7 protein-coding genes, 1 tRNA gene and 1 pseudogene are annotated in these 8,125 nt (G+C 59.7%); all 9 read left to right on the top strand.

Annotated features, from left to right (window positions below; all coding sequences use genetic code 11):
* Nucleotides 1-158 (top strand): annotated as a pseudogene (gene tuf / locus GVL12_RS14475) (elongation factor Tu); the annotation flags it as partial.
* A 12-nt stretch (nucleotides 159-170) separates the two neighbouring features.
* Nucleotides 171-246: transfer RNA gene (locus GVL12_RS14470), tRNA-Trp, on the top strand.
* Between the two features lie 88 nt (nucleotides 247-334).
* Nucleotides 335-718 carry a preprotein translocase subunit SecE gene (secE, locus tag GVL12_RS14465; protein ID WP_159915172.1) on the top strand — a complete coding sequence of 128 codons (384 nt, stop codon included), beginning with the start codon at nucleotides 335-337 and terminating at the stop codon, nucleotides 716-718.
* A gap of 17 nt (nucleotides 719-735) precedes the next feature.
* A complete protein-coding gene (gene nusG, locus GVL12_RS14460; RefSeq protein ID WP_200843761.1) occupies nucleotides 736-1,311 on the top strand; it encodes a transcription termination/antitermination protein NusG in 576 nt (191 codons plus the stop codon).
* A 108-nt stretch (nucleotides 1,312-1,419) separates the two neighbouring features.
* Nucleotides 1,420-1,851 (top strand): 50S ribosomal protein L11, encoded by a 432-nt coding sequence (gene rplK, locus GVL12_RS14455; protein WP_159915168.1) that lies wholly within the window; start codon nucleotides 1,420-1,422, stop codon nucleotides 1,849-1,851.
* A 1-nt stretch (nucleotide 1,852) separates the two neighbouring features.
* On the top strand, nucleotides 1,853-2,548 hold the full coding sequence (gene rplA / locus GVL12_RS14450) for a 50S ribosomal protein L1 (protein ID WP_159915166.1): 696 nt from the start codon (nucleotides 1,853-1,855) through the stop codon (nucleotides 2,546-2,548).
* A gap of 236 nt (nucleotides 2,549-2,784) precedes the next feature.
* Nucleotides 2,785-3,312, top strand: coding sequence for a 50S ribosomal protein L10 (gene rplJ / locus GVL12_RS14445; protein ID WP_159915164.1), 528 nt, complete (start codon nucleotides 2,785-2,787; stop codon nucleotides 3,310-3,312).
* 40 nt (nucleotides 3,313-3,352) lie between these two features.
* Nucleotides 3,353-3,724 carry a 50S ribosomal protein L7/L12 gene (rplL, locus tag GVL12_RS14440; protein ID WP_159915162.1) on the top strand — a complete coding sequence of 124 codons (372 nt, stop codon included), beginning with the start codon at nucleotides 3,353-3,355 and terminating at the stop codon, nucleotides 3,722-3,724.
* Nucleotides 3,725-3,999: 275 nt separating this feature from the next.
* Nucleotides 4,000-8,112, top strand: a complete 4,113-nt coding sequence (rpoB, locus tag GVL12_RS14435; RefSeq protein ID WP_159915160.1) for a DNA-directed RNA polymerase subunit beta — start codon at nucleotides 4,000-4,002, stop codon at nucleotides 8,110-8,112.
* Nucleotides 8,113-8,125: the final 13 nt, after the last annotated feature.

Raw genomic sequence — 8,125 nt, 5'->3', positions numbered from 1 at the left:
AGTTGCCCGAAGGCAAGGAAATGGTCATGCCCGGCGACAACGTGTCGATCACCGTCAAGCTGATTGCCCCCATCGCCATGGAAGAAGGCCTGCGCTTCGCCATCCGCGAAGGTGGCCGTACGGTTGGTGCCGGCGTGGTTGCCAAGGTCCTGGCATAATAGATAGGTTCTAGGGGTATAGCTCAATTGGCAGAGCGTCGGTCTCCAAAACCGAAGGTTGTAGGTTCGATTCCTACTGCCCCTGCCACCTCGGTGGTGAAATAAAAAAAGCCCGCCAGAATCTGGCGGGCTTCAGCGTCTTCGGCGTGGCGCGATGAGCGCGAGAGAAATCATATATGGCCACAAGTCAGGTTGAAACAGTTAGTTCCGCTGCCGATAAGGCGAAGCTTGCCGCAGTAGCGGCATTGGTCGTTGCTGCGGTCGCAGGTTTTTACCTGTTGTCCAAGCAGGGCCCGCTGGCGCAATGGGGCGTGCTGATCGTCGGTCTGGTGGCGGCCGCAGGTGTGTTCCTGGTGTCCGAGCCAGGCAAGCAGTTCGTGGGCTTTGCCCGCGACGCTTGGCGCGAAGTCAAGAAGGTTGTCTGGCCTACCCGCAAAGAGACGGTGCAGATGACAGCCTACGTTTTTGTGTTCGTCGTGATCATGGCCTTGTTCCTTTGGCTGACCGACAAGACACTGGAGTGGGTTTTGTACGATCTGATTTTGGGCTGGAGGAAGTAATGACAGATGCTGTCGAAATGGGCGTAGCAGAAACCCCGGGTTCTGCTCCCGCATCCAATCCTGACCTGCGTTGGTACATCGTCCATGCGTATTCGGGCATGGAAAAGGCGGTCGAACGCAACATCACCGAGCGCATCATGCGCGCCGGCATGGAAAACAAGTTCGGTCGCATCCTGGTGCCTACCGAAGAAGTCGTCGAAATCAAGAATGGCCAGCGCAAGACGACCGAGCGTCGCTTGTTTCCTGGCTATGTGTTCGTCGAAATGGTCATGGAAGACGACACCTGGCATCTGGTCAAGCACACCAACAAGGTGACCGGTTTTGTCGGCGGCGCGAAGAACCGCCCTGCACCCATCTCGGAAGAGGAAGTGCAGAAGATCGTGAGCCAGATGCAGGAAGGCACGGACAAGCCGCGCCACAAGGTCGAATTCATGGCGGGCGAGCTGGTGCGCGTCAAGGACGGCCCGTTCACAGACTTCAACGGCTCGGTCGAAGAAGTCAATTACGAAAAGAATCGCCTGCGCGTGTCGGTGATGATTTTCGGTCGCTCGACTCCGGTCGAACTCGAATTTTCCCAGGTCGAAAAAACCTGAGATCCGGTTTCGCACCTCTCGACTCGGTGCGGAATTTTTAAATGAGTCGTTAACCCCCGGGGAGCCGCAAGCGAAAGCCTGCAGCGTTAAAACCCGCAAGGAGCAACCATGGCGAAAAAAATCGTCGGCTTCATCAAGCTGCAAGTCCCAGCTGGTAAGGCCAACCCATCCCCACCAATCGGTCCCGCACTGGGCCAGCGTGGCCTCAACATCATGGAGTTCTGCAAGGCGTTCAACGCCCAGACCCAAGGTGTCGAGCCAGGTCTGCCTTTGCCCGTGGTCATCACGGCCTTTGCCGACAAGAGCTTCACCTTCATCATCAAGACCCCGCCCGCGACGGTCCTGATCAAGAAGGCGATCAAGTTGGACAAGGGTTCCGCGAACCCCAACAAGGTCAAGGTCGGCAAGATCACGCGTGATCAGCTGGTTGAGATTGCTAACACCAAGCTCAAAGACATGAACGCCGCCGACGTGGACGCTGCCGTCCGTACGCTGGCCGGTTCCGCCCGTTCGATGGGCGTTCTGGTGGAGGGTTTGTAAAATGGCCAAGTTGACCAAGAAGCAAAAAGCCTTCGAAGGCAAAGTTGACGCGAACAAGCTGTACGCATTCGCTGAAGCCGTCGTGCTGGTGAAGGAAGCTGCAACCGCCAAGTTCGATGAATCCATCGACGTGGCCGTGCAACTGGGCGTGGACGCCAAGAAGTCGGACCAAGTGGTGCGCGGCGCTGTCGTGCTGCCTCACGGTACCGGCAAGACCACCCGCGTCGCGGTGTTCGCACAAGGTGCCAAGGCTGAAGAAGCCAAGGCTGCCGGCGCCGACATCGTGGGCATGGACGACCTGGCCGCCATGGTCAAGGCCGGCGACATGCCTTTCGACATCGTGATCGCTGCTCCCGACGCAATGCGCGTCGTGGGTACGCTCGGTCAGATCCTCGGCCCCCGCGGCCTGATGCCCAACCCCAAGGTTGGCACTGTGACGCCTGACGTCGCCACGGCTGTGAAGAACGCCAAGGCAGGTCAAGTGCAGTACCGTGTCGACAAGGCGGGTATCGTGCACAGCACCATCGGCCGTCGTTCGTTCGACAACGAAAAGCTCCAGGGCAACCTGGCTGCTCTGATCGACGCCCTGAACAAGTCCAAGCCCGCTACGAGCAAGGGCCTGTACCTGCGCAAGGTGGCAGTTTCCTCGACGATGGGCGTGGGCGTTCGCGTCGACACCCAGACCATCGCAGCGTAATTGCAAAAAATCTTCAGACCGGTTCTCGGACCGGTCTGATGTGGTGGGCTGTGGTCTTGCGCTCAGGCGCGAGGCGCAGGCCATCCAAGACCGTTGGTGCACGGCTGTGCTTAAACCCGAATGGGCCAACGCAGATGGCGATCCCGCTGCAGATGGATGTATTTCCTCAACAGTTGGTCGCTGCAACAAGAGCGCGTACGAAGGATTTCCGACGTACGCATTTTAAGGAGTAGACCTTGAGTCTTAATCGCAGTGAGAAAGAAGCGGTCATTTCCGAAGTGACCAGCCTCGCCGCTAAAGCTCAAACGCTTGTGATCGCGGAATACCGTGGCATCACGGTCGCCGACATGACCAAACTGCGTGCTGATGCCCGCAGCAAGGGTGTGAGCCTGAGCGTGTTGAAGAACACCCTGGCCCGCCGTGCTGTCGCCGGTAGCGCGTTTGACGTGGTGGCTGACCAGATGACTGGTCCGCTCATCTATGGCTTCTCTGAAGACGCAGTGGCCGCCGCCAAGGTGGTGGCCGACTTCGCGAAAACCAACACCAAGTTGGTTATCCGCGCAGGCGCTTTCGGTGGCAAGGCCCTGGATGTCGAAGGCGTGAAGCAACTGGCAAACATTCCTTCCAAGGAAGTTCTGCTGGCACAGGTGTGCGGCTTGCTTATGTCCCCCATGTCGCGTACGGCCGTTGTGCTGGGCGCGCTGGCGGCAAAGCGCAGCGAAGGCGTTGCCGAAGTGGCCGCCGAAGAAACTGCTGCGGCCTGAGCGCCCGGTAGTCAACCAACAAAATTGTTAGGAAATCAAAATGGCATTCGATAAAGACGCATTCTTGACCGCGCTGGACAGCATGACGGTTCTGGAACTCAATGACCTGGTCAAGGCCATTGAAGAGAAGTTTGGCGTGAGCGCTGCCGCTATGGCCGCTCCCGCTGCTGGTGGCGCTGCTGCCGCTGTTGCTGAAGAGAAGACCGAATTCAACGTCGTTCTGCTCGAAGCTGGCGCCAACAAGGTGTCCGTGATCAAGGCCGTGCGCGAAATCACCGGTCTGGGTCTGAAGGAAGCCAAGGACCTGGTCGACGGCGCTCCCAAGAACGTGAAGGAAGCGATCGCCAAGGCCGACGCTGAAGCCGCTCTGAAGAAGCTGGTGGACGCCGGTGCAAAGGCTGAAGTCAAGTAATTGACGTCATTCCCTAGGCTGGAGTGCCCGCAAGGCGCTCCAGCCTTTGGCGCTTATGGAACTTGTTTCCAGAACGCACCAGAAAGCGGTCGCGAAAGCGAGCGCTTTTTAGTGTCTTCTGACAACCCGACAGCAGAAGACGCCTTGGTTCGGGCGGTGTGCAAGGCACCGTCGTCAGCCATGGTTGGTAGTGGCCAACCGCCAAGCCCGCAGGGAGCTTTCCATGTGGGGCAGTCGTCGAAGACCCAGGACTCATGTCTTTGCCCGGAGATCTCATGGCCTATTCTTACACCGAACGCAAGCGGATTCGCAAAAGTTTCGGCAGCCGCGATAGCGTGCTCGAAGTGCCGTATCTGCTCCAGATGCAAAAGGACGCCTATACCGCGTTTTTGCAAGCAGATTCAGCCCCCAAAAAACGTACCCACGAAGGTCTGCAAGCAGCTTTCAACGCTGCGTTCCCCATCGTCTCGCACAACGGTTTTGTGGAGATGAAGTTTGTCGAGTACAACCTTGCCAAGCCCGCATTTGACGTGCGCGAATGCCAGACCCGCGGTCTGACTTTCGCCTCGGCCGTGCGTGCCAAGGTTCAGCTCATCATTTACGATCGCGAATCCTCGACCAGCCAGTCCAAGGTGGTCAAGGAAGTGAAAGAGCAAGAGGTCTACATGGGCGAAGTGCCCCTGATGACCGAAAAGGGCTCCTTCATCATCAACGGCACGGAACGTGTGATCGTTTCGCAGCTGCACCGCTCGCCTGGCGTGTTCTTCGAACACGACAAGGGCAAGACGCATAGCTCGGGCAAGCTGCTGTTCTCGGCACGCATCATCCCTTACCGCGGTTCCTGGCTGGACTTCGAGTTCGACCCCAAGGACATGCTGTATTTCCGCGTCGACCGTCGCCGCAAGATGCCGGTCACGATCCTGCTCAAGGCCATCGGCCTGACGCCCGAGTCCATCCTCGCCAACTTCTTCGTCAACGACAATTTCCGTCTGATGGACAGTGGCGCGCAGATGGAATTCGTGTCCGAGCGCCTGCGCGGTGAAGTCGCACGTTTCGACATCACCGACAAGTCGGGCAAGGTGATCGTGGCCAAGGACAAGCGCGTCACCGCGCGTCACACCCGCGAACTCGAGCAATCGGGCACCAAGTTCATCAGCGTGCCTGAGGACTTCCTGATCGGCCGCGTGGCAGCACGCCACATCGTCGATCCCGATACCGGTGAAATCATTGCCAAGGCCAACGAAGAGCTGACCGAAGCGCTGCTCAAGAAGCTGCGCAGCGCCGGCGTTCAGGACCTGCAGTGCATCTACACCAACGAACTCGACCAGGGCGCCTACATCTCGCAGACGCTGCGCATCGATGAGACGGCGGACGAATTCGCTGCCCGCGTCGCGATCTATCGCATGATGCGTCCCGGCGAGCCGCCAACCGAAGATGCAGTCCAGGCCCTGTTCCAGCGCCTGTTCTACAACCCCGATACGTACGATCTGTCGCGCGTCGGCCGCATGAAGTTCAACGCCAAGATCGGCCGCGACGGCGCGACCGGTCCCATGGTGCTGTCCAACGAAGACATCCTGGCCGTGGTCAAGATTCTCGTGGACCTGCGCAACGGCAATGGCGAAGTCGATGACATCGATCACCTGGGCAACCGCCGCGTGCGTTGCGTGGGCGAACTCGCCGAAAACCAGTACCGCACGGGCCTGGCACGTATCGAGAAGGCCGTGAAGGAACGTCTGGGTCAGGCCGAGCAAGAGCCCCTGATGCCGCACGACCTGATCAACAGCAAGCCGATCTCGGCCGCGTTGAAGGAATTCTTCGGTGCGTCGCAGCTGTCGCAGTTCATGGACCAGACCAATCCTCTGGCCGAAATCACCCACAAGCGCCGTGTTTCGGCCCTTGGCCCGGGTGGTCTGACGCGCGAACGTGCAGGCTTTGAAGTGCGTGACGTGCACGTGACCCATTACGGTCGCGTCTGCCCTATCGAAACGCCTGAAGGTCCAAACATCGGCCTGATCAACTCGCTGGCCCTGTATGCGCGCCTGAACGAGTATGGCTTCATCGAAACGCCTTACCGTCGCGTGAGCGAAGGCAAGGTCACTGCCGAAATCGATTACCTCTCGGCCATCGAAGAAGGCAAGTACATCATTGCCCAGGCCAACGCCGAACTCGACGCCGAAGGCCGCCTCACGGGCGAGCTGATCTCGGCGCGCGAAAAGGGTGAGTCGACGCTGATTTCCGCGGACCGCGTCCAGTACATGGACGTGTCGCCCGCGCAGATCGTCTCGGTCGCTGCCTCGCTGATTCCCTTCCTCGAACACGATGACGCGAACCGCGCATTGATGGGCGCCAACATGTCGCGCCAGGCCGTGCCTGTGCTGCGCCCTGAAAAGCCCATGGTCGGTACCGGTATCGAACGCGTTGCTGCCGTGGACTCGGGCACCGTCGTGACGGCGACACGCGGCGGTATCGTGGATTACGTCGATGCCACCCGCATCGTGATCCGCGTGAACGACGTCGAAGCCGTGGCCGGTGAAGTCGGTGTGGACATCTACAACCTGATCAAGTACCAGCGTTCCAACCAGAACACCAACATCCATCAGCGTCCCGTCGTCAAGCGCGGTGACCTGCTGGCCAAGGGTGACGTGATCGCCGACGGCGCTTCGACCGATCTGGGCGAAATCGCCATCGGTCAGAACATGCTGATCGCGTTCATGCCCTGGAACGGCTACAACTTCGAGGATTCGATCCTGATCAGCGAGCGCGTGGTGGCCGAAGACCGCTACACCTCGATCCATATCGAAGAACTCGTGGTGATGGCCCGCGACACCAAGCTCGGTGCCGAAGAAATCACGCGCGACATTCCGAACCTGTCGGAGCAGCAGCTCAACCGCCTGGACGAGTCCGGCATCATCTACGTGGGTGCCGAAGTCCAGCCCGGCGACACGCTGGTGGGCAAGGTCACTCCCAAGGGTGAGACCACGCTGACGCCTGAAGAGAAGCTGCTGCGCGCGATTTTCGGCGAGAAGGCTTCGGACGTGAAGGACACTTCCTTGCGCGTCGACCAGGGCAGCTCCGGCACCGTGATCGACGTCCAGGTCTTCACGCGTGAAGGCATCCAGCGCGACAAGCGCGCCCAGCAGATCATCGACGATGAACTCAAGCGCTTCCGCCTGGACCTGAACGACCAGTTGCGCATCGTCGAAGCCGACGCGTTCGACCGTATCGAGAAGCTGCTGATCGGCCGGATCGCCAACGGTGGCCCGCAAAAGCTGGCCAAGGGCGCCAAGCTCGACAAGGTCTACCTGGACGGCGTCGAGAAGTTCCATTGGTTCGATATCCGCCCCGCGGAAGACGACGTTGCGGCGCAGCTCGAGTCCATCAAGAACTCGCTGGAGCAGACCCGCCACAGCTTCGACCTGGCTTTCGAAGAAAAGCGCAAGAAGCTCACGCAAGGCGACGAGCTGCCCGCGGGCGTGCTCAAGATGGTCAAGGTCTACCTGGCCGTCAAGCGCCGTCTGCAGCCTGGTGACAAGATGGCCGGCCGTCACGGCAACAAGGGTGTGGTCTCGAAGATCACGCCCGTGGAAGACATGCCTTTCATGGCCGACGGCACCACCGCCGACATCGTGCTCAACCCGCTGGGCGTGCCTTCGCGGATGAACATCGGTCAGGTGCTCGAAGTCCATCTGGGCTGGGCCGGCAAGGGTATCGGTCAACGCATTGGCGACATGCTGCAAGCCGAAGCCAAGGCCACCGAGATGCGTGAATTCCTGGAACAGGTCTACAACTCGCGCGGCCGCCAGGAAGACCTGGCCCAGCTGAACGACACGGAAATCATGTCCATGGCGGAGAACCTGAAGACCGGCGTGCCCTATGCAACGCCCGTGTTCGACGGCGCTTCCGAGCAGGAAATCCAGGACATGCTGGCTCTGGCCTACCCGCCGGAAATCGCCGCGCGCAAGGGCCTGACGGAAAGCCTGACCCAGGCCTACCTGTTCGACGGCCGCAGCGGTGAACGCTTCGAGCGTCCGACGACCATTGGCTACATGCACTACCTGAAGCTGCATCACCTGGTCGACGACAAGATGCATGCCCGCTCCACCGGTCCTTACTCGCTGGTCACGCAGCAGCCTCTGGGCGGTAAAGCCCAGTTCGGCGGTCAGCGTTTCGGTGAAATGGAAGTGTGGGCGCTGGAAGCTTACGGCGCCGCCTATGTGCTGCAGGAAATGCTGACCGTGAAGTCCGATGACGTGGTGGGCCGTACCAAGGTGTACGAATCCATCGTCAAGGGCGAACACTCCATCGAAGCCGGCATGCCCGAATCGTTCAACGTGCTGGTCAAGGAAATCCGTTCGCTGGGCCTGGACATCGAGCTGGAACGCTCCTAAGCGGAAAAGGAAA

Origin of the sequence: Pantoea sp. 18069, from assembly GCF_902706035.1 — a bacterium.
Classification (GTDB): domain Bacteria; phylum Pseudomonadota; class Gammaproteobacteria; order Burkholderiales; family Burkholderiaceae_C; genus Comamonas.
The sequence above is the reverse complement of the archived record's forward strand: the minus strand, read 5'-3'. Positions and strand labels throughout refer to the sequence as shown.